We start from the raw sequence: 24535 nt of genomic DNA, 5'->3' as shown, positions 1-24535 counted from the left end.
GCGAGCACGACAGCAGGAGGAGGGAGAACCGACATGCCGTTGACCGTCGACGAGAAGAGCCTCAAACACGGGGTGCTGTCCTTGGTGGTCACCTTGGTGGAGGTCATCCAGGAGGCGCTGGACCGCCAGGCGTTGCGCCGCATGAACGGCCACGACCTGACTCCGCAGGAGGCCGAACGCCTGGCGAACGCCCTGCTGGAACTGGACGAGGCGCTGGAGCAGATCAAGGAGGACCACGGCATCGTCTCCTCGGTCGCCGACCTGCACAGGGGGCTGGACGAGGTGGTCGACGACGTCGTGGACAAGCTGATCAACCCGCAGCGCTGGGCGGAGGAGGCAGACGGATGACCGAGCGCACGGCGCTGTACGTGTACGCGCTGCTCCGGGACCGGCGGGACTGCCAGGACACAGCCGACGGCGTCACCGGGATCGACGGCCACCCGCTGCGGCTGGTGCGCGTTCCCGGCACCTCCGTCGCGGCACTGGTGCACGACGCTCCGCCGGCTCCTCTCCAGGGCAGCGACGAACAGGTGCGCCGCTGGGTGGAGGAACAGAGCCGAGCGGTGCACACCGTGTGGGAACGCACCGGCAGCGTCCTGCCGATGACCTTCAACGTCCTGGTCGCCGAGGAGCCGCCGGTCGAGGGGCGGCCCGCGGCCGGGCGGAGCGCCGAACGGCGCCTGACCGAGTGGATCACCGAGCAGGCGGCGGACATCGCGGGCCGGTTGGAGGAACTGGCCGGCCGGTGCGAACTGCGGGTCGACATCACCGTGGACCGCACGGCCGTCACCACGGACGAAGCGGGAGAGGACGCGCCCGAGGGCCGGCCGGACGGTCTGTCGCCCGGCATGCGCAGGCTGATGGCCAAGCAGCGGGAGCACCGGGCCCGCAACGCGGCCGGACGGCTCGCCGACACCCTGCACGCCGAGACCAGGCACCGTCTGCTGTCCGTCGCCGAGGACTACCGCGACCGCGGCCCCACCCACCGTGCCGCGGACGAGACGGACGTCCTGTGCGCCGCCCTGCTCGTCGGACAGGAGGACATCGACACCGTCGGCACCGTGCTGGCCGAACTGCGGGCCCGTCGGCCCGCCGTCCGCATCCGCTTCCTGGGCCCCTGGCCCCCGTACTCCTTCATCGACGCCCGGCACCGCGCACAGGCGGCGGAAACGGCCCCTTGAGCGTCCGTGAACGAACTGATCACCGCCAGCACTCGGCGTCCTACGTTCCCGCCCGCCAGGCACCGACATGGCGATGCTGCGCCCACTCACACGTCGAAGCGGAACGCCTGAGGGCCGATCCTGACCTGCGACGGAGCCTCATTCGAGCCTCTGACCAGGTATTTCATCGTTTGGTTGCGTTGGCCTCCGACGGGTTTCTACGAGTGCCCTGCGGACTGTCTGCGGACCGGCGGGCCGCTCTTCCTCGGCAGCGACGCCGACGCGCTCATCTCCATCGCCGACAACAACCGGCGCGTGTGGGCCCGCCACGGTCCGGCCCTCGAGGACAGCCGGGACATCCACATCCCCTCCGTCGCCGTCAGCCAGGCATGTCCGAACCCCCCGACCTCTTCCCTGTCAGAAACAAAGGACCAGAGGCCGATGACGCCGACCCCGATCGCCCGGGCCGACAGAGCGACACCCGCCCCGGTCACCACCGGCGGAAGGACGAACCACCACCACAGAGCGCCGCCACAACGCTGCGGACGGAGCAGGTGGGCAAGGCCGACAAGCACCCCCAGGATCGCCAGGTAGCCCAGGTAGACGCAGAGGACGGCGATCATCTGAGGGTCGTACCACGGTTCGCTCTGCGTCACCTGCCGCACGCCGTCCCGGGCGACGGCCACCACCTCGCCGCGTCAGACGGTTCCGGCGTCCCCGGAACTCCCGAACTCGCCGGTCGGCCCGGGGGCGGCGCGTCCTCCGGCAGGCCGGCGAGCCGCCGCTGTTCGACAGCGAGATCAGCGGCGGCTCGGACTACGGCTGCTTCCTTCTCTCGGCGGCCGAGGACCTTGTCTGGTTCGACACGACCAATCCCACGGTGCCGTCAGCCACGCCCTCGTAGCCGGTCCGCTGCGGGCCCCGGACGGAAGCAGGCATCGCCCGCCCGTGCCACCGCGGTGCTCCGCGCGTCCAGCGCGCGGCGTCGGCCCCCCGTGGCCTCAGGTACCGGCGCCGCGTTCGTCAGCAGCATCGTCCGCCCTCGCGGGGGTCACGGCCCCTGCGGTCGAGGCGGTCACGTTCGAACTCCTGGCGGCTGAGCACCGGTCGGCCCGATGCCCGAGCATGCTCCACGTAACGGCCGTACGCGTGCTCGCCGTTGAGCTCCCCCACGTACCAGCGGACCCATGCCGCACCGCGGCGCGCGCGTTCGAGGACGCCGCCCCGCACCATGATGTGCGGGGCGCCACCGGGCGCCGTCACCGGGTGCCCGCCGACACCACGTCGGCGGCCTCGGGCTCTCGTCGTGACGGAATCCGGGACTCGACGTACTCGGACTCCGCGAGCGGCAGCGAGCCACCGTTGCGTATCGCCTTGACCGCGGTCCGGGCGCAGGCGAACACCACGACGATGGTCAACACCGCGAACACCACCGACAGGGTGCCGGTGACCGTCGAGTTGGTGACGACGGTCGCCATGTCGTCCAGGGACTTGGCGGGGGCCAGGACGGTGCCCTGGTCGAGCGCGTCCTGGTACTTGGCGCGCTGCGCGAAGAAGCCGATCGCCGGATTGTCGGAGAACACCTTCTGCCACGAGGCGGTCATGGTGATCGCGAGCGCCCAGGCCAGCGGAACCCCGGTCACCCAGGCCCACTTGAGACGGCCCGACTTGATCAGAAGGGTGGTGGAGATGGCCAGGGCGATGGAGGCGAGCAACTGGTTGGCCGTGCCGAAGAGCGGGAAGAGCTGGTTGATGCCGCCGAGCGGATCGGTGACGCCGACCCAGAGGAAGTAGCCCCAGGCGAGGACGACCACGGCCGACGTGATCCAGACGCCGGGCCGCCAGTCCTTGTCCCTGAACCGCGGTGCGACGTTGCCGAGCGTGTCCTGGAGCATGAAGCGGCCCACGCGCGTACCGGCGTCCACGGCGGTGAGGATGAACAACGCCTCGAACATGATGGCGAAGTGGTACCAGAAGGACATCATGCCGTCGCTGCCGAAGGCGTCCGAGAGGATCACCGCGATGCCGACCGCGAGCGTCGGCGCGCCGCCGGTACGGGCGACGAGCGACTCCTCACCGACCGAGTCCGCCATCTGCCGCAAGGTCTCGGGGGTGATGTGGAAACCGAAGCCGGCGACCGCGTCGGACGCGGACTGCAGGCTGTCACCGAGGACTCCTGCCGGGGCGTTCATCGCGTAGTACAGGCCTGGGTCGAGGATGCACGCGGCCACCAAGGCCATGATCGCGACGAAAGACTCCATCAGCATCGAGCCGTAGCCGATGAGGGGGACGTGCGACTCCTTCTCGATCATCTTCGGGGTGGTGCCCGAGGAGATCAGCGCGTGGAAGCCGGAGAGGGCGCCACACGCGATGGTGATGAAGGCGAAGGGGAAGAGCCCGCCGGCGAACACCGGCCCGTTGCCCTCGCGGGCGAAGCTGGAGATCGGGTCGACCGTGAGATCCGGCATCGCGAACAGGACACCGACCGCGAGCAGCACGATCACCCCGACCTTCATGAAGGTGGAGAGGTAATCGCGCGGTGCGAGCAGCAGCCACACGGGCAGGACTGAGGCCACGAAGCCGTAGACCACCAGGCAGAACGCCAGCGTCGTGGGCGACAGGACGAAGGCGTCGGCGAACGAGGAATCGGAGACCCAGTTGCCACCGAGGATGGCCGCGATCAGCAGGACGAAGCCGATCAGGCTTACCTCGGTGACCCTGCCCGGCCGCAGATAGCGCAAGTAGCAACCCATGAACAGGGCGATCGGAATGGTCATCGCGATCGAGAAGGTGCCCCACGCGGACTCGGCGAGGGCATTGACCACGATCATCGCGAGTACGGCCAGAATGATGATCATGATGGCGAAGACCGAGATCAGCGCCGCGATGCCACCGACCCGGCCGATCTCCTCGCGGGCCATCTGCCCGAGCGACTTGCCGTTGCGGCGCATCGAGAAGAACAGGACCACCATGTCCTGGACCGCGCCCGCGAAGATCACACCGACGATGATCCAGACAGTGCCCGGCAGATAACCCATCTGCGCGGCGAGCACGGGACCGACCAGGGGACCCGCGCCCGCGATGGCCGCGAAGTGGTGGCCGAAGAGGACACGTTTGTCGGTCGGGTGATAGTCGACGCCGTCGTTGAACCGCTCGGCCGGGGTGGCGCGCCGGTCATCGACCTTGAGCACCTTGCGCGCGATGAACCGGGCGTAGAAGCGCTGGGCGATCAGGTACGAGCCGATCGCGGCAGCCACGATCCAGATCGCGGAAACCTTCTCACCCCGGGAGAGCGCGAGCACGGACCAGCCCGTTGCGCCGAGCGCGGCGACGGCCGTCCAGATCGCCACTTGGACGGGATTGAATCTGCGCACTGTTATGTTTCCTGCTTCTCTCGTAGCAAGCCGGCGGGCAGGTGCCGCGGCTCCTCAGGGAGTCGTCTCCCACCTGTGCGCCGACATCAGGCAGCCGTCCGGCCACGGACGGAGCCCGGCGGCGGTCGGACGGCACGTGGCCCGCCGGACGGCGCGCCTGGCGACATCGGACACGACACCCAGCTGTGTCATGTCCGCCATCACGGAAGATATGTTCCGCGCTGAAGAATTTAAACATCAGTAGTTTCGACATCAACAATGTGCCCGCATCTCACACTTTTCCCCGTATGCAGCGGACGGTCCGCGGTCCGCGCTTCCGATCAGCTCCGGGAAAGCCCGCCTCGCAAAAGCCTGATCTTGAGCCTGGTAGGGTCTCGCGGGTCAATTGCTCCACATATCAAGCCGGTTGGTGAAACGAACCCGTGAGCTGCTGGGCGCCCGGGCCTCTCCGGCACCCGGACCCCGGCCGGACGCCAACAACCCTCTACGTGACAGGGGAACCGGACATGTGGGGTCCGGAGACGGTACTGAGTGGCCGATACGCGTTGGCCGAGCGGGTCGGCAGCGGCGCCATGGGCGAGGTCTGGCGCGCCGAGGACCGAGTCCTCGAGCGGCAGGTCGCCGTCAAGATCCTGCTTCCCTCACGGCTCGGCGACGACGCTTTCGTCACACGCTTCCGGAGAGAAGCCAGGGTCCTCGCCTTGATCGCCCACCCTGGTGTCGTCGGCGTTCATGACTACGGCGAGCACGAATTCCGCCGGAACGAAGGCGACGATGGCACCGGGACGCGTGTCGCGTTCATCTGATTCCTTTCGTGGATACCCCCGGCTGAAGCCGGGGGTATCCACGAAAGGAATCAGATGAAAATCATCTCCCTCGGCGTTCTCGGCGATCTGCCTGTGATGCTGCCCGACCTTGCAACCCAGCAAGCGATCGCCGGCACGATGGCCCAGTTGGACGAACACGAGCGCTTGTTGCGCGATCAGCTCGAGCTCACTCGGCGCATCCGCCACGGGGCGCTGGACGGAGGCATCATCCCCACGCCGTAGCCACTTCCTGCGACCGAGGCCGCCGCGAGCAACCTCCCAGCCCACGACGGCCTCCCGTCGGATCGACACCCCGTGTGCCCCTCTCGGGCTCACACTCCCGAGCCTCAGGAGGCCGCGAACCTGAGGCACGGCGACGAACAGCCGACTGCTTGCGAGTTGCCTGCGTTCGATCTCCGTCCACTGAACCGGGGGTGTCGTGGTGCGGGGACAGGCTTGCTTGAACTCCAGCCCTTGGCCCGGCAGGCGGTACGTGCCAGTTTCACCACCTGTACGGGATGGCCGGCGGAGCACCCCAAGAGGCAGACCGGGATACCCGTCCGGGCAAACAGAGCCTTGGCCGAGGCCCGGTCGTGCTCTCCGAGGGGTGCACCGACCAGGGACAGCGGCAGGGGCCACCCGGCCCTTGACGCGTGCCGGTGCCGACCAGCCGCGCCCGCACCGACGTCACCTGTTCCGTCCCGACTGGGGGGGACCGGCTCTGTGAAGACAACCGAGAATTCAGTAGTGATAGCGGGCCGCGAGGATCACGATCTCCTTGTCCGTGACCAGATAGACCAGGCGATGCTCGTCGTCGATCCGCCGCGACCAAGCACCTGGCAAGTGGTACTTGAGCGGCTCGGGCTTACCGATTCCAGTGAAGGGGTCACGTTTGACGTCCTCGATGAGCTTGTTGATCCGAACGAGCATCTTGCGGTCGTTCTTGAGCCAGGACGTGTAGTCCTCCCAGCCCTGGTCTTCGAAGACGAGCCTCACTCAGCACCCTCACTGGCCGCATCCGGCGAGTCGGGGTCGATCAGCTCTCGCTCTGACACGTTGATGTTGGCCAGGGCGTTCTCGTACGCCTTGAGCAACCGGCGAGCGTTCGCCGGCGAGCGCAGCAGGTACGAGCCCTCGCGCAGTGCCGCATAGTCCTCGGCCGAGACGAGCACGGCGTTGCCGTGCTTGGAAACGATCTCGATGGCCTCGTGGTTGTCGTTGACCTTCTTGATCAGCGGAAAGAGAGCCTTGCGGGCTTCGCTCGCAGTTATGGACATGACCTCACCCTTTCCGACAGTGGTACCGAATAACGTACCACTCTCACTGCTCATGGCCAGAGCAGACACCCGACGAAGGAGCAGACACCCCAGCGACACCCCGGCGCGGGCAACGACAAGGGGTCGACCCCCGGAAAGGCCAACCCCTTGCCGCCTACGGACTTGACGAAGCCCTTGACTTACAGTGACGAACTGCTCACACGTTGAAGCGGAACTCCACCACGTCGCCGTCGCGCATGACGTAGTCCTTGCCCTCCATGCGGGCCTTGCCCTTGGCGCGGGCCTCGGTGACCGAGCCGGTTTCGACGAGGTCGGCGAAGGAGATGACCTCCGCCTTGATGAAGCCCTTCTGGAAGTCGGTGTGGATGACTCCGGCGGCCTCGGGGGCGGTGGCGCCGCGCTTGATGGTCCAGGCGCGGGACTCCTTCGGGCCGGCCGTGAGGTACGTCTGCAGGCCGAGGGTGTTGAAGCCGACGCGGGCGAGGGTGGCGAGGCCGGGTTCCTCGGCGCCGACCGACTCCAGCAGCTCCATCGCGTCCGCCTCGTCCAGCTCGGCGAGGTCCGCCTCCAGCTTGGCGTTGAGGAAGATCGCCTCGGCGGGTGCGACCAGGGCGCGCTGCTCGTTCTTGAAGTCCTCGTCGACCAGCTCGTCCTCGTCGACGTTGAAGACGTAGAGGAAGGGCTTGGTGGTGAGCAGGTGCAGGTCGTGCAGGAGCTCGGCGCGCTCACTGCCCTGGAGGATGCCGTGCGCGAAGAGCGTGTCGCCCTTCTCCAGGATCTCCTTGGCCTCCTCGACCGCCTTGACCTTGGGCCCGACGTCCTTCTTGACCCGCGACTCCTTCTGCAGGCGCGGCAGGACCTTCTCGATGGTCTGCAGGTCGGCGAGGATCAGCTCGGTGTTGATCGTCTCGATGTCGTCCTTCGGCGAGACCTTGCCGTCGACGTGAACGACGTTCTCGTCCTTGAAGGCGCGGATGACCTGGCAGATCGCGTCGGACTCGCGGATGTTCGCCAGGAACTTGTTGCCGAGCCCCTCGCCCTCGCTGGCGCCGCGCACGATGCCCGCGATGTCGACGAAGTCGACCGTCGCCGGGAGGATCCGCTGGGAGCCGAAGATCTCCGCGAGCTTCGTCAGGCGGGCGTCGGGGACGCCGACCACGCCGACGTTCGGCTCGATGGTGGCGAACGGGTAGTTGGCCGCCAGCACGTCGTTCTTGGTCAGGGCGTTGAACAGGGTCGACTTGCCGACATTCGGCAGGCCGACGATTCCGATCGTGAGCGACACGTTGCGACTTCCCGTACGTGAGGTTGGGGGACTGGGGCCCCGCCGACTGGGCTGCGTGGGCCGATCCACCAGTCTACGGCGTGCCCGCCCCGCTCCGGCGATCCGTCGAACGTCTGGACGGTCTCCGCTTCCCGGCGTGTCTGACGGGCTATTCAGCACATAAACAGACCTAAGTTGGTCCAGTGGAGCAACACAGGACGCGACCCGCCCGGTACGGACCGCGACGCGACAGGCCGCCCCGGCCGCCGCTGCCCCCGCAGGCGGGGCGGGCACCCGGGGGCGGGGTCGCGCGGTCCGCCCGTCCCGCCGCCCGCCCGGCACCGGACCGGCAGGTGCCGGACCGGCAGGTGCCGGACCGGCCGGCCCGGGCGCGGCGGCCCGCTCCCCCTGCCGCCCGGCATCTGCCGAACCCCCGGCTCACCGGGCTGGGCGGAGGCCTGTTCTGCGGGTTCGTGATGCTGACGCTCGGATTCCTCGTCGCGCTGCTGTTCGGGTCGGTCCAGACCGTGTACGGCGCCCTGTTCCTGCCGGTGTGTGTGCTGACGGCGCTGTGGGTGCGCGAAGGGGACCTGCTCACCGCGCCCGTGATCGTCCCGATCGCCTTCGCTCTGGGGCTGCTCCCCCTGGTCGACGACGGCGGGAGCGGCGGCTGGCTGATGGGCATGGTGACCGGCCTCGCCACCCAGGCCGGGTGGCTGTACGGGGGCACCCTCGTCGCCGGTGCGATCGTGCTCGGCCGGAGGATGCGCACGATCCGCGTGCTCAACCGCCGGGCTGCCGCCGCCCGGAGCCGTCTCCGGGCCTGAGCGGCTCCCGGGCCCGGAGCCGACCCCGGGCCCGATCCGTCGGGCGTCGCGTCACATGCCCGTGGCCGCCCGCATCGCCGCCCCGACGATGCCCGCGTTGTTCTGCAGCTGCGCCGGGACGATCTCGGCCTTGATGCCGTGGATGTGGTGCAGGAACTTGTCGGACTTGCGGCTGACGCCGCCGCCGATGACGAAGAGCTCCGGCGAGAACAGCATCTCCACGTGGGCCAGGTACTTCTGCACCCGGCGCGCCCAGTGCTCCCACGTCAGGTTGTGGTCCTCCTTGGCCTTGCTGGAGGCACGCTTCTCCGCCTCGTGGCCGTTCAGCTCCAGATGGCCGAGCTCCGTGTTGGGGACGAGGAGGCCGTCCACGAACACGGCGCTGCCGATCCCCGTGCCGAAGGTCAGCAGGACGACCGTGCCCCGACGGCCCCGGCCGGCGCCGAAGTGCACCTCGGCGATGCCCGCCGCGTCCGCGTCGTTGACCACCGTCACGGGCATGCCGCCGAGACGGTCGCCGAGCAGCATGCGCGCGTCGGTGTCGATCCAGCCCTTGTCGACGTTGGCCGCCGAACGGACCGTGCTGCCGTCGGTGACCACACCGGGGAAGGTGACCCCGACCGGCCCGGACCAGCCGAAGTGGTCGACGACCTCCTTGACACCGTCGGCCACCGCGTCCGGCGTCGACGGCTGCGGGGTGAGGACCTTGTGGCGCTCCTGCGCGAGGTCCCCCTTGTCCAGGTCGACCGGCGCACCCTTGATGCCGGAACCACCGATGTCCACACCGAAGATCTGCATGAACCTACGGTATGCCGGACGGCGGACGGTCACCGAACCGGATACCGCCGCCCTCCGGAACCCTCCGAAACCTTCACGGGGTCACCCCGCGGAGGTCGCCCCCGGCTCGTCCGACCCGGTGCCGCCGCGCTCCGCCACCAGCGCCGCCGCCTCCTCGCGCAGGTCGCGGCGCAGTTCCTTCGGCAGCGAGAAGATGATGGACTCCTCGGCGGCCTTGACGATCTCGACGTCCTCGAAGCCGCGCTGCGCGAGCCATTCCAGGACCTGCTCGACCAGCACCTCCGGCACCGAGGCGCCCGAGGTCAGGCCGACCGTGGAGACGCCCTCCAGCCAGGCCTCGTCGATCTCGTCGGCGAAGTCCACCAGGTACGCCGCGCGGGCGCCCGCGAGCTTGGCGACCTCGACCAGCCGTTTGGAGTTGGAGGAGTTGCGCGAGCCGACCACGATCACCAGGTCCGCCTCGGCGCCCATCTGCTTCACCGCGAGCTGACGGTTCTGCGTGGCGTAGCAGATGTCGTCGCTGGGCGGGGAGATCAGCTGGGGGAACTTGTCCTTGAGCGCGTCGACGGTCTCCATGGTCTCGTCGACGGAGAGCGTGGTCTGGGAGAGCCAGACGACCTTCGACGGGTCGCGGACCTCGACCTTGGCGACGTCCTCGGGGCCGTCGACGAGCTGGATGTGGTCGGGCGCCTCGCCGGAGGTGCCGATGACCTCCTCGTGGCCCTCGTGCCCGATCAGGAGGATGTCGTAGTCCTCCTTGGCGAACCGGACCGCTTCCTTGTGCACCTTGGTGACCAGCGGGCAGGTCGCGTCGATGGTGGCGAGTCGGCCGCGCTCGGCCTCCTCGTGGACGACGGGGGCCACGCCGTGCGCGGAGAACATGACGATGTTCCCCGGGGGAACCTCCTCCGTCTGCTCGACGAAGACGGCACCCTTCTTCTCCAGGGTCTGCACGACGTACTTGTTGTGCACGATCTCGTGCCGGACGTAGACGGGGGCCCCGTACTGCTCGAGGGCCTTCTCGACGGCGATCACGGCGCGGTCCACGCCCGCGCAGTAGCCCCGGGGGGCGGCGAGCAGGACACGGCGGCCAGGCGAAGCGGTCATGCGTCCCATCGTAAGGGCCACGCCCGGCGGGCCGGTGATCGCGTCCGGGAAGCGGTGCGGGCCGGTGGACGCCGGCGGAGGGGAGGGCCTGCGTCGCCGGCGGGTGAGGGGAGCTGCGTTGTCGGTGGCGCACACTACTCTCGCGGCATGGCTCTCAACACGTCTGCGGAAGCGCCCATCCCGGTCGGTGAGGTCTCGCGGCTCATCGGGGGGTGGATCGACCGGCTCGGCGCGGTGTGGGTCGAGGGGCAGATCACCCAGCTGTCGCGGCGTCCGGGCGCCGGAATGGTGTTCCTGACGCTGCGGGACGCCTCGTACGACGTCTCCGTCGGCGTCACCTGCTACCGACAGGTGTTCGACGCCGTCGCCGACGTCGTGAGCGAGGGCGCGCGCGTCGTGGTGCACTGCAAGCCCGAGTGGTACGCCCCGCGCGGGCAGTTGTCGCTGCGGGCCGCCGAGATCAGGCCGATCGGGGTCGGGGAACTGCTCGCCCGGCTGGAGCAGTTGAAGAAGTCCCTCGCCCGGGAGGGCCTTTTCGCGCCGGAGCTGAAGAAACCGCTGCCGTTCCTGCCGCGGTTGATCGGGCTGGTCTGCGGACGCGCCTCGGCCGCCGAGCGGGACGTGCTGGAGAACGCCCGACGCCGCTGGCCCGCCGTCCGCTTCGAGGTGCGCAACGTCGCCGTGCAGGGGGTGCACGCGGTGCCGCAGGTCGTCCAGGCCGTGAAGGAGCTGGACGCGGTCGACGAGGTGGACGTGATCGTCGTCGCGCGGGGCGGGGGCAGCGTGGAGGACCTGCTGCCGTTCTCCGACGAGCAGCTGGTACGGGCGGTGGCGGCCTGTCGTACGCCGGTCGTCTCCGCGATCGGGCACGAGCCGGACAGCCCGCTCCTGGACCACGTCGCCGACGTGCGGGCCTCCACCCCGACGGACGCCGCCAAGAGGGTCGTCCCGGACGTGGGCGAGGAGTACGAGCGGGTGCGGCTGCTGCGCGACCGTGCGCGGCGCTGCGTTCAGGCGTTCGTCGACCGGGAGGAGCGGGGGCTGGCCCACGCCCTGGCCCGGCCGTCGATCGAGGATCCGTACCGGATGGTCGACGCGCGGGCCGAGGAGGTCACGGCGCTGCTCGACCGGGCCCGGCGCTGTCTGCGTCACCAGCTGGACCGGATCGACTCCGAGTTGACGCACACGCACGCGCGCGTGGTGGCCCTGTCCCCCGCCGCGACGCTCGAGCGCGGGTACGCCGTGCTGCAGCGGGCCGACGGGCGCGCGGTGCGCGATCCGGGCGAGGTGGAGCCCGGTGAGGCGTTGCGGGCACGGGTGTCCGAGGGTGAGTTCACTGTCCGAGTCGATGCGTAGGGTGGGCGGATGACCAGCAAGAAGGACCAGTCGACGGCGGCCTCGGCCGAGGCCGAGGCGCTCGGTTACGAGCAGGCGCGGGACGAGTTGATCGAGGTCGTGCGCCGCCTGGAGACGGGCGGTACGACGCTGGAGGAGTCGCTCGCGCTCTGGGAGCGGGGCGAGGAGCTGGCCAAGGTGTGCCGGCGCCGGCTGGACGGGGCGCGGGCCCGGCTGGACGCGGCGCTCGCAGAGGAGACGGAGGAGACCGGGGGGTGAGGGCTCCGGGGGCTCCGGGCGGGGAAGCGCCGGCTGACCCCGGCTATGAAGTGGGTCACCGGGTTCCACGTTTAATTGAAAGTTGAACTTCATTGGCGTAACGTTGTTCCCGTCAGCCGATACGTGGCACCACCACGGACTTGGCTCAAGGATCCGACGTATATCCCGAGAAGGTTCCCCATGTCTCTCGTTCTTGACCCCGCCGCCCAGGACCTGCTGTTCCGCGAGGCGCGCACCGCCAACACGTTCACCGACGAGCCGGTGACCGACGAGCAGATTCAGGCGATCTACGACCTGGTCAAGTACGGCCCGACCTCCATGAACCAGTCGCCGCTGCGCGTCACCCTGGTCCGCTCCCCCGAGGCCCGCGAGCGCCTCGTCCAGCACATGGCCGAGGGCAACGCGACCAAGACGGCCGCCGCCCCGCTGGTCGCCATCCTTTCCGCGGACAACGAGTTCCACGAGGAACTGCCGCAGCTCTTCCCGCACTTCCCCGGGGCCAAGGACATGTTCGCCGGCGACCGCTCGATGCGGGAGGGCCAGGCCTCCCTGAACGCCGCCCTGCAGGCCGCGTACTTCATCGTCGGCGTCCGCGCCGCGGGTCTGGCCGCCGGACCGATGACCGGCTGCGACTTCGAGGGCATCCGCAAGGAGTTCCTCGACGACGACCACACCCCGCTGATGGTCGTCAACATCGGCCGCCCCGGCGAGAACGCCTGGTTCCCGCGCGGCCCGCGCCTGGCGTACGACGAGGTCGTCACCACCGTCTGATCGTCGCCTCGCGGCATACGGAAGGACCCCCCGACACGTCGTGTCGGGGGGTCCTTCCGTATGCCTGCCGTATGTCTGCCGTCGCGAACCGGTCAGTCGGCGGATTCGGTGCGCAGGGCCTCGGCCATCCGCGTCAGCTGGTCGAAGGAGGCCGTTCCCGTCACCACCGTGGTCGAGCCCTCGGGGTCCTCGTGCACCAGCGCGTCGTAGTGATCGCCCTCGTACCGGGTCCAGGTCCTGCCGTCGATCTGCTGGGTGGTCCCGGTCTTCTCCGCGCCCTGGGTCGCGTCCTCGATGAAGGCCACCGGCTTCTCGGTGGACTGCTCGACCGCCACGTACTCCCCGTCCGGAGCCCGGTAGCCGAGGTGCCAGGACTCGAAGTCCTCGCCCCGGTAGCGGACGGAGGTGGGCTTCCACGCCTCGGGCAGCCCCTCGGGCGCGGCCACCGCGTAGGAGGCGGCGCGGCGCGCGGTCAGCAGGTCGACCCGGTAGTCGACCCGCCTGAGATCGGGCTCCGAGTCGTCGTGCGGGATGAACAGCCAGATCACTCCCGCGACGAGCAAGATGAGACCCAGGGAGAGAACCATGTCCCGGGCCGATTTCTGCGTGCTGTTCGTTCCTGCCACGCCCCTATCGTCGCAGGTGCCCGTCGCGCTCATCCGTGGGGTCCCCTGCTCATTTTGTCATCCCGGCGCTAGAGTCAACCCATACCCTCATCCGGCCGTCGTCGTACAGAAAGGTGCGCTCCGATGACCGAACACCATCAATTGCCGTCCGAGCTCGATGTGCCCTCCGAAGCTCCCGACCGCAACCTCGCCCTGGAACTCGTCCGGGTCACCGAGGCGGCGGCGATGGCCGCGGGGCGCTGGGTCGGACGGGGCGACAAGAACGGCGCCGACGGCGCCGCGGTACGCGCCATGCGCACGCTCGTCTCCACCGTCTCGATGAACGGTGTCGTCGTCATCGGCGAGGGCGAGAAGGACGAGGCCCCGATGCTCTTCAACGGGGAGCGCGTGGGCGACGGGACGGGGCCCGAGTGCGACATCGCCGTCGACCCGATCGACGGCACCACGCTGACCGCGAAGGGCATGACCAACGCGATCGCCGTGCTCGCCGCCGCCGAACGCGGCTCGATGTTCGACCCGTCCGCGGTGTTCTACATGGACAAGCTGGTCACCGGGCCCGAGGCGGCCGACTTCGTCGACATCGACGCGCCGGTCTCCGTGAACATCCGCCGGGTCGCCAAGGCCAAGCGGGTCACACCCGAGGACGTCACCGTGGTGATCCTCGACCGGCCGCGGCACGACGGCATCATCAAGGAGATCCGGGAGACCGGAGCGCGCATCAAACTGATCTCCGACGGCGACGTGGCCGGCTCGATCCTCGCCCTGCGCGAGGGCACCGGCATCGACCTGCTGCTCGGCGTCGGCGGCACCCCCGAGGGCATCATCTCGGCCTGTGCCGTGAAGTGCCTCGGCGGCACCCTCCAGGGCAAGCTGTGGCCGCAGGACGACACGGAGCGGCAGCGCGCGATCGACGCGGGGCACGACCTCGACCGGGTGCTGACCGACGCCGACCTGGTCACCGGGGAGAACGTCTTCTTCGTGGCCACCGGCATCACCGACGGCGAGCTGTTGCGCGGGGTGCGCTACCGCTCCGAGACCGCCACGACCGACTCCATCGTGATGCGCTCCAAGTCCGGCACGGTCCGCCGGATCGACTCCGAGCACCGGCTGAGCAAGCTGCGCGCCTACAGCGCGGTGGATTTCGACCGGGCGAGGTAACTCCCGCCGGGTCCGCCGAAGGACGTGCGGGTGACCCACGGGTGTGCGGTCCGTGGGTCACCGTGGGTCCGCCTCGTCGAACGGCGCGCCTCAGCCGGCCGCCGCTATGGATCCCGTCGTGCGCGCCGTCTTCTGCAGTTCCAGGTCGCGGCGGCGGCGCCGGGCCAGGACCACCCGGCGCTCGGCGGCGGTCAAGCCGCCCCAGACGCCGTAGGGCTCGGGCTGGAGCAGGGCGTGCTCCCGGCACTCGACCATCACCGGGCAGCGGCCGCAGACCCGCTTGGCGGCCTCCTCGCGGGAGAGCCGGGCGGCCGTGGGTTCCTTCGAGGGGGCGAAGAACAGCCCTGCCTCGTCACGCCGGCACACCGCCTCGGTGTGCCAGGGCGCGTCCTGATCCCTGTCTCGCGTCGGCACCCGCTGGGCCGGAACGGCAGCTACCTGCAGGGACGAATGCGGCGGTTGCGGCACGGGTCTACTCCTGACGACGGCTTCGCGAGCGAGAGACGATGCAGCAAGGCCTACCCGCTGTGCGCACGCCTATGCACTGAGTTCCGAACCGCGGCTTCCGGCACCGGAATTCGGCACGCTCCGCCGCCGCGCCCCGCGGACGCGGCGCCTTTGCCCGCCCCGCCGCCCGAGTGCCGGAGCCTCAGAGCCTCAACGGTCCAGGCCCTTGCGCTTGTCCACCGAGCGCTGCACCCGGTCGAGGATGTCCGCCACCAGCTTGCCCCGCTTGGGCCGCGCCTCGATGTTGCCCAGCACCGACCAGCCGTCCACGTAGACCACCGGGGCCTCGGGGTCCTCCGCGTCCAGCGAGGCGACCTCGAAGTTGCCCAGCACGCCACCGCCCATACCGCGCAGCGACACGTTCTGCGGGACGCGGACCTCGACGTTGCCGAAGACCGAGAAGGCCTTGATCACGACCTGTTGGTGGTCGAAGAGCGCCTCGCTGAGGTCTATCTCGACGTTGCCGAAGACCGCGTACACATGGATGCGGCGACCGGCCCGCCAGCGGCCCTTGCGGGTGGCGGAACTGAAGATCGCCACCACGTTCTCGTCGGGGTCCGTCGGGATGGCGCCGGCGGTGGGGCGGCTCGGGGCCGAGGCATGGACCGCTCGCCCCTGGTGGGCGGCCGGCAGATCCCGGACGAACACCTCGAGCTCCCCGGCCGTCTTGGCGGCCAGCACGCCCTCGACACGTTCCGCGTGCTCGTCGGCGGTCAGCCGGCCCTCCGCCAGGGCCTCGCGCAGGAGGTCGGCGATGCGGTCACGGTCCGCGTCCGAGACGCGCAGGTCGGCGGCCGGCGCGGCACCGCCCCGGGGCTGGGCATGCTTCTGAAGGTCCACGGCAGCAGCGTACCCAAACGCGATAGATCGCGACCAGCCCCTGTCGGGAACTACTCGTGAACGAGTCCGGAACCCGTCGAAAACCTCTCCGCGCCCCCATGAGGACCCGTCACCCACTGAGGACAACCTCACAAGCTCACCCGCAGCGACAGGCCATACGCTGGTGAGCGCCCGCCGACGGAGGCGGGCGGCCGTCTGTCGAGTGAGGAATGGGCGAGATGCCTGAGTTCGAGTACGCCGATCTGCTCCCCATGGGAGAGGACACCACCCCCTACCGGCTGGTGACCTCCGAAGGTGTCTCCACCTTCGAGGCCGACGGACGGACCTTCCTCAAGGTGGAGCCGGATGCGCTGCGCAAGCTCGCCGAAGAGGCCATCCGCGACATCCAGCACTACCTGCGCCCCGCGCACCTCGCCCAGCTGCGCCGCATCATCGACGACCCCGAGGCCTCGTCCAACGACAAGTTCGTCGCCCTGGACCTGCTGAAGAACGCCAACATCGCGGCGGCCGGCGTGCTCCCCATGTGCCAGGACACCGGCACCGCGATCGTCATGGGCAAGCGCGGTCAGAACGTCCTGACCGAGGGCGGCGACGAGGAGGCCCTGTCCCGGGGCATCTACGACGCCTACCAGAAGCTCAACCTGCGCTACTCCCAGATGGCGCCGCTGACCATGTGGGAGGAGAAGAACACCGGCTCCAACCTCCCCGCCCAGATCGAGCTCTACGCCACCGACGGCGACGCCTACAAGTTCCTGTTCATGGCCAAGGGCGGCGGCTCCGCCAACAAGAGCTTCCTCTACCAGGAGACCAAGGCCGTCCTGAACGAGACCTCCATGATGAAGTTCCTGGAGGAGAAGATCCGTTCGCTCGGCACGGCCGCCTGCCCGCCGTACCACCTGGCGATCGTCGTCGGCGGTACGTCCGCCGAGTACGCGCTGAAGACCGCGAAGTACGCCTCCGCGCACTACCTCGACGAGATCCCCACCGAGGGCTCCCCGCTGGGCCACGGCTTCCGGGACAAGGAGCTGGAGCAGAAGGTCTTCGAGCTGACGCAGAGGATCGGCATCGGCGCGCAGTTCGGCGGCAAGTACTTCTGCCACGACGTCCGCGTGGTCCGCCTGCCGCGGCACGGCGCGTCCTGCCCGGTCGCCATCGCCGTCTCCTGCTCCGCCGACCGCCAGGCCGTCGCGAAGATCACCGCCGAGGGCGTCTTCCTGGAGCAGCTGGAGAAGGACCCCGCGCGGTTCCTGCCCGAGACGACGGACGAGCAGCTGGCCGAGTCCGACAGCGGCTCCGCCGCGGGGGAGGGCGACGTCGTCAAGGTCGACCTGAACCAGCCGATGGACGCCATCCTGGCGGAGCTCACCAAGTACCCGGTCAAGACCCGGCTCTCGCTCACCGGCCCGCTGGTGGTGGCCCGCGACATCGCGCACGCCAAGATCAAGGAGCGGCTGGACGCGGGCGAGGGGATGCCGCAGTACCTCAAGGACCACCCGGTGTACTACGCCGGTCCGGCCAAGACGCCCGAGGGTTACGCGTCCGGCTCCTTCGGCCCGACGACGGCCGGCCGCATGGACTCCTACGTCGAGCAGTTCCAGGCGGCCGGCGGCTCCAAGGTGATGCTGGCCAAGGGCAACCGCAGCAAGCAGGTCACCGACGCGTGCGCGGCGCACGGCGGCTTCTACCTCGGCTCGATCGGCGGCCCGGCCGCCCGGCTCGCCCAGGACTGCATCAAGAAGGTCGAGGTCCTGGAGTACGAGGAGCTCGGCATGGAAGCGGTCTGGAAGATCGAGGTCGAGGACTTCCCGGCGTTCGTGGTCGTCGACGACAAGGGCAACGACTTCTTCCAGGACCCGGCGCCGGCCCCGACGTTCACGACGATCCCGGTGCGGGGGCCGGGGCTGGCGTAGCGCCCGGGGGCGGCGGTCGAGGGTTTCAGCTCCCGCCGCCCCTTCCCTCCCCGGCTCCGAGACCGCGCCCCGGGCCCCTTCGGCCCTGAACGGGTCCCGCCCTCGAACGCCGGACGGGCCGGGGCGGCCCACCGCCCGCGGTTCGCCCCCGACCGGCCGGGACAGCTCGACACCGACCGTGCCCTCACGGCGGATTCCGGCCCCGGAAATGCCCGTGGGGGCCGCTGCGGGGATCCGCGCGCCCGGATAACGGACGCCGTGTTCCTTTTTTGGACAACCTGCCCGCAGGGGCCCCATTTCCGTTGACTCCCTCAACTTCCACTGTGAGTCTTCTCGCCACTCTGACATGCACACGCTATGTCGGACTCCCTGTGGCCCACCCCACGGCCACTTCCCGAAGGAGACAGTGTGAGACGACGATTCGCCGTGGCGAGCTTCTCCCTCGCCGTCGTGCTCGGCTGCGGAACACTCCCCGCCGCGGCCGCCGCTCCTGCGGACACGAGCCGGTCCGCCCTCGCCGCACCCGACGTCGACGTGACGAAGGTGCAGGCGCACCTGAGCGAGCTCAGCGCCATCGCCGGCCGCAACGGCGGCAACCGCCGCTCCACCACCCAGGGCTACCGCGACTCCGTCGCCTACGTGAAGGGCAAGCTGCAGGCGGCCGGTTACACCGTCACCGAGCAGCCCTGCACCTCCGGCTGCACCAGCGGAGCGGGCCCCAACCTGATCGCCGAGTGGCCGCGGGGCGACGCGAACAACGTCTACATGTTCGGCGCCCACCTCGACGGCGTCTCGGCGGGCCCCGGCATGAACGACAACGGTTCCGGCTCGGCCGCACTCCTGGAGAACGCCCTGACCCTGGCCCAGCAGAACCCGGCCATGCGCAACCGGGTCCGCTTCGCCTGGTGGACCGACGAGGAACAGGGCCTCAACGGCTCGAAGTTCTACGTCCGTTCGCTGTCCTCCACCCAGCGCTCCCAGATCCGGGCGTACTACAACTTCGACATGGTCGCCTCGACCAACGGCGGCTACTTCATCAACCACATCACCTCGTCGGCCGCCGCGCCGATGAAGGCGTACTGGGACTCGCTGGGCCTGCGGCCCGAGGAGAACACCGAGGGCGCGGGGCGCAGCGACGACTACCCCTTCGAGCAGGCCGGCATCCCCACCTCCGGCTACGCGATGGGCGCCAGTGCCCGCAAGACGTCCGCGCAGGCCGCCAAATGGGGCGGCACGGCCGGTTCCGCCTACGACCCCTGCTACCACCGGTCCTGCGACACCCTCACCAACATCAACGCCACCGGCCTGAACCGCGCGGCCGACGGCATCGCCCACACCCTCTGGCAGCAGGCCGTCTCCTGAAGCCGGAACACCGCCGGGTGGCCGTCTCCCCGCGGCCGGTGAGAGCGCGTCCCGGCGGACGGGACCGCTGACCGACGACGCGTGCCTCCGGGCGCCCGGGCGGCGCCGGCCTCCACGCGGTACTCCGCCCCGCCGCCCCCTCGCGGCGGGGCGGAGTCCGTTCCGGGTACCCGCGCGCGATGCTGGCAAGGGGCCGGCAGGAATACACCCGGCCCGCACCGCTGCTGTGGACTTTCGGAGGTACGACGATGACGACCACGGACGACAACCGGCGCTACCGCATCGAGCACGACTCCATGGGGGAGGTGAAGGTACCGGCCGACGCCAAGTGGCGGGCGCAGACACAGCGGGCCGTGGAGAACTTCCCCGTCTCCGGGCAGCGCATCGAACGCGCCCACATCGAGGCCCTCGCCCGGATCAAGGGCGCCGCCGCGAAGGTGAACGCGGACCTCGGGGTGCTGGACGAGGATATCGCCGAGGCGATCGGCGCGGCGGCCGGTGAGGTCGCCGAGGGCACATGGGACGAGCACTTCCCGGTCGACGTGTTCCAGACGGGCTCGGGCACCTCGTCCAACATGAACACCAACGAGGTCATCGCCACCCTGGCGACCGAGCGGCTCGGGCGGGCCGTGCACCCCAACGACCACGTCAACGCCTCCCAGTCGTCCAACGACGTCTTCCCGTCCTCGATCCACATCGCCGCCACCGCCGCCGTCACCCGGGACCTCGTGCCGGCCCTGGAGCACCTCGCGGCCTCACTGGAGCGCAAGGCCGAGGAGTTCGCCGACGTGGTGAAGTCCGGGCGGACGCACCTCATGGACGCCACGCCCGTGACCCTGGGGCAGGAGTTCGGCGGGTACGCCGCCCAGATGCGGTACGGGGTGGAGCGGCTGCGCGCCTCCCTGCCCCGGCTGGCCGAACTGCCCCTCGGCGGGACAGCCGTCGGCACCGGCATCAACACCCCGCCCGGGTTCTCGGCCGCCGTCATCGAGGAGGTCGCCCGGGTCACCGGACTGCCGCTGACCGAGGCCCGCGACCACTTCGAGGCGCAGGGCGCCCGGGACGGGATCGTGGAGACCAGCGGTCAGCTGCGCACGATCGCCGTCGGGCTGACGAAGATCGCCAACGATCTGCGCTGGATGGCCTCCGGTCCCCGCACCGGCCTCGCCGAGATCGCCCTGCCCGATCTGCAGCCCGGTTCCTCGATCATGCCCGGCAAGGTCAACCCGGTCGTCCCGGAGGCCGTCCTCATGGTCTGCGCGCAGGTCATGGGCAACGACGCGGCGGTCGCCACCGCGGGCGCCTCCGGCAACTTCGAACTCAACGTGATGCTGCCCGTCATCGCGAAGAACACCCTGGAGTCGATCCGGCTGCTCGCCAACGCCTCCCGGCTGCTCGCCGACCGTACCGTCGACGGGATCGTCGCCGACCGCGAGCGGGCCCGCGAGTACGCCGAGTCCTCCCCCTCCGTGGTCACCCCGCTCAACAGGTACATCGGCTACGAGGAGGCCGCGAAGGTCGCCAAGAAGGCGCTGGCGGAGCGGAGGACCATCCGCCAGGTGGTCCTGGAGAGCGGGTACGTCGAGCGCGGCGACCTCACCCTGGAGCAGCTCGACGAGGCCCTGGACGTCCTGCGGATGACGCGCCCCTGAACCCGTGCTGCCCAGGTGTGTGTCCCCGTCATGTCCCTGCCGTGCCGCACGGGTGAACCGTGACGGGGACCGCGGCGTCGGGTGCCGTGGGCACCTAATATCTGCCCATGACAGAGGGCGGAGCGGCAGGACGAGGGAGAGCGGGCGGCCCACGGCACGGAGACGGGGCGGCGGGCGCCCCGGGCGGCCCCGGGGGCCACTGGGCGCCCGGGACGCAGGTGCTGTGGCGTTACCGGGAGAACGGCGGCGCGCACATTCACATCGCGCGCCCCGTCACGGTCGTACGCGACGATCCCGAACTGCTCGCCGTGTGGATGGCGCCCGGCACCGAGTGCGTGAAGCCGGTGCTCGCCGACGGTACGCCCGTGCACCGGGAACCGCTCCCGACCCGGTACACCAAGCCCCGTACGGTGCGGCGCGACCACTGGTCCGGGACCGGTGTGCTGAAGCTGGCCCGGCCCGGGGACCCCTGGTCGGTGTGGTTGTTCTGGGATCCGGGCTGGCGGTTCAAGAACTGGTACGTGAACCTGGAGGAGCCGCTGGCCCGTTGGGCGGGCGGGGTGGACTCCGAGGACCACTTCCTGGACATCTCCGTGCACCCCGACCGCAGTTGGCACTGGCGTGACGAGGACGAGTTCGCGCAGGCCCAGCGGGACGGGCTCGTGGACGCCGCCCTGGCCAGAAGGGTGCGCAAGGCCGGCCGGGACGCGGTGGACGTGATCGCCCGGTGGGGTGCGCCGTTCTCGGACGGCTGGCAGAACTGGCGCCCGGATCCGGCCTGGACGGTACCGTCACTGCCGCCGGACTGGGACCGCACTCCCGCGCATCTGTCGTCATGAGACTCTTGATGCACCCCGGGGCAAGAAACGTAGGATCGTCCTCCGCAAGGCACGGAGCGACAGCAACTTCCTTGACCCGCTCCGGGCTTGACCGGACGTCACCGAGGGGCGGCAGGACGTGAGCGAGGGGTACGGCACCACCGGTGCGGGCCGGGGACGGTCGGCAGGCGGCACAGGAACAACCTCTGACCACGAGGGAATTCCGTTCCGGGGACACACGATCCGGGTATCGGAGTTCCGGCGGGACGTACCGCGCGCACGGCGTGCGTCCCCGCCCTCGCACCCGCGGGGCAGGCGGGAACACGGGTACTACGAGCACAACGAGCGCTACGAGTGCCACGAGTACTGCGAGGACAGGGACATGGCCCCGGACGGATGGACTCGACACGCGTGACGGAGCAGCCGACCTCCTACGAGCGCCCGGAACCGGGCGCCACCCCCGCGGATGCCCGCGGGGCGCTCCTGCCCGCCTCGACACCGGCCCACGGGCCGGATGTGACATCGTCGTCAGCGGCGGGCGGCCCGGGCGCCGAGCACTCCCAGCCGGGCGCCGGGCAGGACGCCGGGCAGGACGCGCACCGGCCCCGACCCGCGCCCGAGGGCATCCCGCTGCAGCCGGCCGGAGAACCCGGAGCACTCGGAACACCCGGGGAACAGGGCCACAAGCCCGACGCACCGGACGGCCCGGCGCCGGACGGGCCGTCGCAGGACCGCTCCGCGCGGCTTCCCGGCGGTTCGGAGCGTCGCACCGGGCAGGTGACGGCGCCCGGGCGGCCCACTCCGATGCGCCGGGACGGGGACCGGCTGAGGTTCGTCGGCGCCGCGACCCGGCGGATCGCCCGCGGTATCGATCTCGAAGAGATCGTCATGGGGCTGTGCCGGGCCACCGTGCCCACCTTCGCCGACACGATCCTGGTCTACCTGCGCGAGCCGCTGCCGGTCGGCGACGAGCGGCCCACCGGTCCGCTGGTGCTGCGGCTGCGCCGCAGCGACCGGATCCCGGCCGCCCGCGACACCGAGAACGGGTTCGTGCCGGCCCTCCCGCCCGAGCCGTCCGCGCTGGACTCGGTCGGCGCGGAGCGGTGCACGGTGCGGCCCGGCAGCGCGCTCGCCGAAGTGCTGCGCGGCGTACGGCCGGTGTTCACGGACGCGCCCGCCGCCCGGGCCGCGCTGCCCGAACTCCTCGGCGAGGAGGGCGGGGCGGCCGTGCCCGACGGGCAGCGGGCGATCCTCGCGCCGCTGCGCGGCCGGCGCCGGGTCATCGGCGCGGCCCTGTTCCTGCGCGGCCCCGAGCGCATTGCCTTCGAGGCCGACGACCTGCTGGTCGCCGCCCAACTCGCCACGCACAGCGCCCTCGGCATCGACAAGGCGGTGCTGTACGGGCGGGAGGCGTACATCGCCGACGAACTCCAGCGCACCATGCTGCCGGAGAACCTGCCGCGCTGCACCGGTGTGCGGCTGGCCTCCCGCTATCTGCCGGCCGCGGAGACCGCGCGGGTGGGCGGTGACTGGTACGACGCCATCCCGCTGCCCGGCAGCAGGGTCGCGCTGGTGGTCGGCGACGTCATGGGGCACTCCATGACGTCCGCCGCGATCATGGGCCAACTGCGCACCACCGCCCAGACCCTGGCCGGACTCGACCTGCCCCCGCAGGAGGTGCTGCACCACCTGGACGAGCAGGCGCAGCGGCTCGGCGCGGACCGCATGGCGACCTGTCTGTACGCGGTGTACGACCCGGTCGCGCACCGCATCACCATCGCCAACGCCGGTCATCCGCCGCCCATCCTGCTGCCCCTGGGTGGCCGGGCCGAGGTGCTGCGGGTGCCCGCGGGCGCCCCGATCGGGGTCGGCGGCGTGGACTTCGAGGCCGTGGAGCTGGAGGCTCCGGCCGGGGCGACGCTGCTGCTCTACACCGACGGGCTGGTCGAGTCGCGGCTGCGGGACGTGTGGACCGGCATCGACCAGTTGCGCGACAAGCTCGCCGCGACCGCGCAGTTGACCGGCCCGGATCATCCGCCGCCGCTGGAGGCGCTGTGCGACGAGGTGCTCGACATGCTCGGACCGGGTGACCGGGACGACGACATCGCGCTGCTCGCCGCCCGCTTCGACGGGATCGCGCCGAGCGATGTGGCGTACTGGTTCCTGGAGCCGGAGGACGCCGCTCCCGGCCGGGCCCGCCGGCTGGCCCGCAAGGCGCTGTCCCGGTGGGGCCTGGAGGAGCTGACCGATTCGGTGGAGCTGCTGGTCAGCGAGGTGGTGACCAACGCGGTGCGGTACGCCTCCCGGCCGGTCACGCTGCGGCTGCTGCGTACGGACGTACTGCGCTGCGAGGTCGGTGACGACGTGCCGCAGCTGCCCCGGCTCCGGCAGGCGCGTGCCACGGACGAGGGCGGACGCGGCCTGTACCTGGTCAACCGGCTGGCCCGGCGCTGGGGCGCGACCCGGCTGAGCACGGGCAAGGTGGTGTGGTTCGAACTGAACCACGGCGGCTGAGCACGGCGGCTGAACCACGGCGGCCGTACGGCACGAAGAGGTGTGGGGCGCCCGGTGTTGTCACCGGGCGTCGAACTGGCCCATCTCCACGATGCCGGGGCGCAGCGTGTCGCGGACCTTCTTGGCCGGGTCGTCGTAGGAGGGGGCGTC

General features: G+C 70.4%; 25 protein-coding genes. 14 read left to right on the top strand and 11 right to left on the bottom strand.

Going from position 1 to position 24535, the window contains the following annotated elements:
- The first annotated feature begins 33 nt into the window (after window positions 1–33).
- Together AB0I73_RS26615 and AB0I73_RS26610 are read left to right on the top strand one after the other, a co-directional pair.
- Complete coding sequence (locus tag AB0I73_RS26615; protein ID WP_109376805.1) at window positions 34–348, top strand: gas vesicle protein K; 315 nt, start codon at window positions 34–36, stop codon at window positions 346–348.
- On the top strand, window positions 345–1181 hold the full coding sequence (locus tag AB0I73_RS26610; protein WP_363041354.1) for a GvpL/GvpF family gas vesicle protein: 837 nt from the start codon (window positions 345–347) through the stop codon (window positions 1179–1181). Before AB0I73_RS26615 ends, AB0I73_RS26610 begins: the two co-directional genes overlap by 4 nt.
- A gap of 197 nt (window positions 1182–1378) precedes the next feature.
- Here AB0I73_RS26610 and AB0I73_RS26605 read toward each other — a convergent pair whose 3' ends face one another.
- From AB0I73_RS26605 to AB0I73_RS26595, 3 genes are all read right to left on the bottom strand, one after another.
- A complete protein-coding gene (locus tag AB0I73_RS26605; RefSeq protein ID WP_363041352.1) occupies window positions 1379–1846 on the bottom strand; it encodes a hypothetical protein in 468 nt (155 codons plus the stop codon).
- A gap of 337 nt (window positions 1847–2183) precedes the next feature.
- A complete protein-coding gene (locus tag AB0I73_RS26600) occupies window positions 2184–2393 on the bottom strand; it encodes a CstA-like transporter-associated (seleno)protein (RefSeq protein ID WP_363041398.1) in 210 nt (69 codons plus the stop codon).
- A 26-nt stretch (window positions 2394–2419) separates the two neighbouring features.
- Window positions 2420–4510: a carbon starvation CstA family protein gene (locus AB0I73_RS26595; protein ID WP_363041350.1), complete on the bottom strand. Its 2091-nt coding sequence runs from the start codon at window positions 4508–4510 to the stop codon at window positions 2420–2422.
- Between the two features lie 569 nt (window positions 4511–5079).
- Between AB0I73_RS26595 and AB0I73_RS26590 the strand changes: the two genes are divergently transcribed.
- Window positions 5080–5340, top strand: a complete 261-nt coding sequence (locus AB0I73_RS26590; RefSeq protein WP_363041348.1) for a hypothetical protein — start codon at window positions 5080–5082, stop codon at window positions 5338–5340.
- Window positions 5341–5394: 54 nt separating this feature from the next.
- Entirely contained in the window at window positions 5395–5583 is a 189-nt protein-coding gene (locus tag AB0I73_RS26585; protein WP_363041346.1) for a hypothetical protein, read from the top strand.
- A gap of 498 nt (window positions 5584–6081) precedes the next feature.
- On the opposite strand, the gene AB0I73_RS26580 is transcribed toward AB0I73_RS26585, so the two are convergent.
- From AB0I73_RS26580 to ychF, 3 genes are all read right to left on the bottom strand, one after another.
- Window positions 6082–6336, bottom strand: coding sequence for a Txe/YoeB family addiction module toxin (locus tag AB0I73_RS26580; protein ID WP_363041344.1), 255 nt, complete (start codon window positions 6334–6336; stop codon window positions 6082–6084).
- Entirely contained in the window at window positions 6333–6617 is a 285-nt protein-coding gene (locus AB0I73_RS26575; protein ID WP_111005329.1) for a type II toxin-antitoxin system prevent-host-death family antitoxin, read from the bottom strand. The genes AB0I73_RS26580 and AB0I73_RS26575 overlap by 4 nt, the downstream gene beginning before the upstream one ends.
- 196 nt (window positions 6618–6813) lie before the next feature.
- Window positions 6814–7902 carry a redox-regulated ATPase YchF gene (gene ychF / locus AB0I73_RS26570; RefSeq protein ID WP_363041342.1) on the bottom strand — a complete coding sequence of 363 codons (1089 nt, stop codon included), beginning with the start codon at window positions 7900–7902 and terminating at the stop codon, window positions 6814–6816.
- A gap of 182 nt (window positions 7903–8084) precedes the next feature.
- Here ychF and AB0I73_RS26565 point away from each other — a divergent pair, with 182 nt between their 5' ends.
- Complete coding sequence (locus tag AB0I73_RS26565) at window positions 8085–8708, top strand: DUF6542 domain-containing protein (protein ID WP_363041340.1); 624 nt, start codon at window positions 8085–8087, stop codon at window positions 8706–8708.
- Between the two features lie 51 nt (window positions 8709–8759).
- Here AB0I73_RS26565 and ppgK read toward each other — a convergent pair whose 3' ends face one another.
- Entirely contained in the window at window positions 8760–9506 is a 747-nt protein-coding gene (gene ppgK / locus AB0I73_RS26560; RefSeq protein WP_109376798.1) for a polyphosphate--glucose phosphotransferase, read from the bottom strand.
- Between the two features lie 81 nt (window positions 9507–9587).
- Window positions 9588–10622 (bottom strand): 4-hydroxy-3-methylbut-2-enyl diphosphate reductase, encoded by a 1035-nt coding sequence (locus AB0I73_RS26555; protein ID WP_363041338.1) that lies wholly within the window; start codon window positions 10620–10622, stop codon window positions 9588–9590.
- 138 nt (window positions 10623–10760) lie between these two features.
- Between AB0I73_RS26555 and xseA the strand changes: the two genes are divergently transcribed.
- The 3 genes from xseA (at window position 10761) to AB0I73_RS26540 (ending at window position 12998) form a co-directional block, all read left to right on the top strand.
- On the top strand, window positions 10761–11969 hold the full coding sequence (gene xseA / locus AB0I73_RS26550) for an exodeoxyribonuclease VII large subunit (RefSeq protein WP_363041336.1): 1209 nt from the start codon (window positions 10761–10763) through the stop codon (window positions 11967–11969).
- Between the two features lie 9 nt (window positions 11970–11978).
- On the top strand, window positions 11979–12227 hold the full coding sequence (locus tag AB0I73_RS26545; protein ID WP_363041334.1) for an exodeoxyribonuclease VII small subunit: 249 nt from the start codon (window positions 11979–11981) through the stop codon (window positions 12225–12227).
- Between the two features lie 180 nt (window positions 12228–12407).
- Window positions 12408–12998, top strand: coding sequence for a malonic semialdehyde reductase (locus AB0I73_RS26540; protein WP_363041332.1), 591 nt, complete (start codon window positions 12408–12410; stop codon window positions 12996–12998).
- Between the two features lie 92 nt (window positions 12999–13090).
- Here AB0I73_RS26540 and AB0I73_RS26535 read toward each other — a convergent pair whose 3' ends face one another.
- Window positions 13091–13624 carry a DUF4245 domain-containing protein gene (locus AB0I73_RS26535; RefSeq protein WP_363041330.1) on the bottom strand — a complete coding sequence of 178 codons (534 nt, stop codon included), beginning with the start codon at window positions 13622–13624 and terminating at the stop codon, window positions 13091–13093.
- Window positions 13625–13747: 123 nt separating this feature from the next.
- Between AB0I73_RS26535 and glpX the strand changes: the two genes are divergently transcribed.
- Window positions 13748–14782: a class II fructose-bisphosphatase gene (gene glpX / locus AB0I73_RS26530; RefSeq protein WP_363041329.1), complete on the top strand. Its 1035-nt coding sequence runs from the start codon at window positions 13748–13750 to the stop codon at window positions 14780–14782.
- Between the two features lie 90 nt (window positions 14783–14872).
- On the opposite strand, the gene AB0I73_RS26525 is transcribed toward glpX, so the two are convergent.
- Window positions 14873–15250 (bottom strand): WhiB family transcriptional regulator, encoded by a 378-nt coding sequence (locus tag AB0I73_RS26525; RefSeq protein ID WP_363041327.1) that lies wholly within the window; start codon window positions 15248–15250, stop codon window positions 14873–14875.
- A gap of 189 nt (window positions 15251–15439) precedes the next feature.
- Window positions 15440–16129, bottom strand: a complete 690-nt coding sequence (locus AB0I73_RS26520) for a DUF1707 domain-containing protein (RefSeq protein WP_363041325.1) — start codon at window positions 16127–16129, stop codon at window positions 15440–15442.
- 218 nt (window positions 16130–16347) lie between these two features.
- On the opposite strand from AB0I73_RS26520, the gene AB0I73_RS26515 reads away from it, so the two are divergent.
- The 5 genes from AB0I73_RS26515 to AB0I73_RS26495 all read left to right on the top strand — a co-directional run bounded on the left by AB0I73_RS26515 (window position 16348) and on the right by AB0I73_RS26495 (window position 24385).
- Window positions 16348–18039 carry a fumarate hydratase gene (locus AB0I73_RS26515; protein ID WP_363041323.1) on the top strand — a complete coding sequence of 564 codons (1692 nt, stop codon included), beginning with the start codon at window positions 16348–16350 and terminating at the stop codon, window positions 18037–18039.
- Window positions 18040–18447: 408 nt separating this feature from the next.
- Window positions 18448–19401, top strand: a complete 954-nt coding sequence (locus tag AB0I73_RS26510; RefSeq protein WP_363041321.1) for a M28 family metallopeptidase — start codon at window positions 18448–18450, stop codon at window positions 19399–19401.
- A gap of 248 nt (window positions 19402–19649) precedes the next feature.
- Entirely contained in the window at window positions 19650–21053 is a 1404-nt protein-coding gene (locus tag AB0I73_RS26505) for a class II fumarate hydratase (protein WP_363041319.1), read from the top strand.
- A gap of 107 nt (window positions 21054–21160) precedes the next feature.
- Window positions 21161–21892, top strand: a complete 732-nt coding sequence (locus tag AB0I73_RS26500; protein ID WP_363041317.1) for a DUF402 domain-containing protein — start codon at window positions 21161–21163, stop codon at window positions 21890–21892.
- Between the two features lie 375 nt (window positions 21893–22267).
- Entirely contained in the window at window positions 22268–24385 is a 2118-nt protein-coding gene (locus tag AB0I73_RS26495; protein ID WP_363041315.1) for a SpoIIE family protein phosphatase, read from the top strand.
- The last annotated feature ends 150 nt before the right edge of the window (window positions 24386–24535 follow it).

The sequence above is a fragment of the Streptomyces sp. NPDC050388 genome (assembly GCF_040655635.1).
Lineage (GTDB): Bacteria > Actinomycetota > Actinomycetes > Streptomycetales > Streptomycetaceae > Streptomyces.
The sequence above is the reverse complement of the archived record's forward strand: the minus strand, read 5'-3'. Positions and strand labels throughout refer to the sequence as shown.

Coding starts and splice junctions, on each gene's coding strand:
- AB0I73_RS26615 (WP_109376805.1), top strand. CDS start 34: ATGCCGTTGACCGTCGACGAGAAGAGCCTCAAACACGGGGTGCTGTCC.
- AB0I73_RS26610 (WP_363041354.1), top strand. CDS start 345: ATGACCGAGCGCACGGCGCTGTACGTGTACGCGCTGCTCCGGGACCGG.
- AB0I73_RS26600 (WP_363041398.1), bottom strand. CDS start 2,393: ATGGTGCGGGGCGGCGTCCTCGAACGCGCGCGCCGCGGTGCGGCATGG.
- AB0I73_RS26585 (WP_363041346.1), top strand. CDS start 5,395: ATGAAAATCATCTCCCTCGGCGTTCTCGGCGATCTGCCTGTGATGCTG.
- AB0I73_RS26575 (WP_111005329.1), bottom strand. CDS start 6,617: ATGTCCATAACTGCGAGCGAAGCCCGCAAGGCTCTCTTTCCGCTGATC.
- ppgK (WP_109376798.1), bottom strand. CDS start 9,506: ATGCAGATCTTCGGTGTGGACATCGGTGGTTCCGGCATCAAGGGTGCG.
- AB0I73_RS26555 (WP_363041338.1), bottom strand. CDS start 10,622: ATGGGACGCATGACCGCTTCGCCTGGCCGCCGTGTCCTGCTCGCCGCC.
- xseA (WP_363041336.1), top strand. CDS start 10,761: ATGGCTCTCAACACGTCTGCGGAAGCGCCCATCCCGGTCGGTGAGGTC.
- AB0I73_RS26545 (WP_363041334.1), top strand. CDS start 11,979: ATGACCAGCAAGAAGGACCAGTCGACGGCGGCCTCGGCCGAGGCCGAG.
- AB0I73_RS26540 (WP_363041332.1), top strand. CDS start 12,408: ATGTCTCTCGTTCTTGACCCCGCCGCCCAGGACCTGCTGTTCCGCGAG.
- glpX (WP_363041329.1), top strand. CDS start 13,748: ATGACCGAACACCATCAATTGCCGTCCGAGCTCGATGTGCCCTCCGAA.
- AB0I73_RS26515 (WP_363041323.1), top strand. CDS start 16,348: ATGCCTGAGTTCGAGTACGCCGATCTGCTCCCCATGGGAGAGGACACC.
- AB0I73_RS26505 (WP_363041319.1), top strand. CDS start 19,650: ATGACGACCACGGACGACAACCGGCGCTACCGCATCGAGCACGACTCC.
- AB0I73_RS26500 (WP_363041317.1), top strand. CDS start 21,161: ATGACAGAGGGCGGAGCGGCAGGACGAGGGAGAGCGGGCGGCCCACGG.
- AB0I73_RS26495 (WP_363041315.1), top strand. CDS start 22,268: ATGGACTCGACACGCGTGACGGAGCAGCCGACCTCCTACGAGCGCCCG.